Raw genomic sequence first — 1,706 nt, 5'->3', positions numbered from 1 at the left:
AATTTCAAATTTTATCAAACCCAGAATTTTTGGCAGAAGGAACAGCAGTACAAGACTTGCTTAATCCAGACCGGGTATTAATAGGTGGAGACACTTCAACTAAAGAAGGAGAAATAGCTGTTCAAGCTTTGGTAGAGATTTACTCTAATTGGGTGCCAAAAGATAAGATTCTAACAACTAATGTTTGGTCTTCGGAGCTTTCAAAACTTACAGCAAATGCGTTTTTAGCGCAACGTGTGTCATCAATAAATGCTATGTCCGAAATATGCGAAAAAACTGGAGCAGATATTAAAGAAGTTTCAAAAGCTATTGGGATGGATTCAAGAATTGGTTCTAAATTTTTAAATGCTTCTGTTGGTTTTGGTGGGTCTTGCTTTCAAAAAGATATATTAAATCTTGTTTATATTGCTAAAAGCTATGGTTTAAATGAAGTAGCAGATTATTGGGAGCAAGTAATTACTATGAATGACCATCAAAAAAATCGCTTTTCAGATAATATTGTTAGTACTTTGTATAACACCGTTTCTGGTAAAAAAATAACGTTTTTAGGTTGGGCATTTAAAAAGGATACTAATGATACTCGTGAGTCTCCTGCCATAAAAGTTGCTGATAATCTTTTAAGCGAACAAGCAACAATAGCGGTTTACGATCCTAAAGTTACTAAAGAACGAATTTATGCCGATTTAGACTATTTAAAAACACGTTCTTCAGATGAAAACAAAAGCTTACTAACTGTAAATAACGACCCTTACGAAGCCTGCAAAAACTCGCATGCTATAGTTATTTTAACAGAGTGGGATGAGTTTAAAAATTACAATTGGAAAAGTATTTATAATAGTATGCAAAAACCCGCATTTATATTTGACGGAAGAGGAATTTTAGATAAAGAATTAATTAAAGCTATTGGGTTTACCTATTATAAAATAGGTAGTGGAAATTAATTTAATGGGCAAGAAAAGACATTAAACTGTACAATTTTGGAATTCAATTCTGAAATTGTGCAGTTTTTTTAATTAAAAGGTAAAAAGGTTTGATTATTTTTGGAACAGAAATATCATAATTTATTAGAAAGGTTTGAAAAAAGTTTTAATTACAGGAGCAGCAGGTTTTTTGGGCTCACACTTATGTGATCGGTTTATAAAAGAAAATTATCATGTTATTGGAATGGATAACTTTATTACAGGTGATAAAAAGAACTTTCAGCATTTAGAATCTAATCCAAATTTTGAGTTTATAGAGCATGATATTACCGAGTTTGTAAGTATAGAAGACGGTTTAGATTATATTCTACATTTCGCATCACCAGCAAGTCCTATTGATTATTTAAAAATTCCTATTCAAACCCTAAAAGTCGGCTCTTTAGGAACGCATAATTTATTGGGGTTAGCTAAAGCTAAAAAAGCACGAATACTTATAGCCTCAACATCTGAGGTCTATGGAGACCCATTGGTGCATCCGCAAACTGAAGATTATTATGGAAATGTAAATACCATTGGTCCACGAGGCGTTTACGATGAGGCAAAGCGTTTTCAAGAATCTATAACTATGGCATATCATAGGTTTCACGGATTAGAAACACGTATTGTTCGTATATTTAATACTTATGGTTCGCGAATGCGGCTTAATGATGGGAGAGTTATTCCTGCTTTTATGGGGCAAGCTTTAAGAGGAGAAGATTTAACTATTTTTGGAGATGGTATGCAAAC

General features: G+C 32.8%; 2 protein-coding genes. Both read left to right on the top strand.

All coding sequences use genetic code 11. The annotated features are described in order from the left end of the window. Positions 1 to 941 (top strand): nucleotide sugar dehydrogenase (locus AADI82_RS15105; protein ID WP_341217231.1); only part of this gene is annotated, 941 nt, incomplete at its 5' end. A gap of 133 nt (positions 942 to 1,074) precedes the next feature. Next, on the top strand, positions 1,075 to 1,706 hold a 632-nt coding region (locus AADI82_RS15100; protein ID WP_341217230.1), incomplete at its 3' end, for an NAD-dependent epimerase/dehydratase family protein.

This window comes from uncultured Wocania sp., assembly GCF_964021735.1.
Classification (GTDB): Bacteria; Bacteroidota; Bacteroidia; order Flavobacteriales; family Flavobacteriaceae; genus Wocania_A.
The sequence above is the reverse complement of the archived record's forward strand: the minus strand, read 5'-3'. Positions and strand labels throughout refer to the sequence as shown.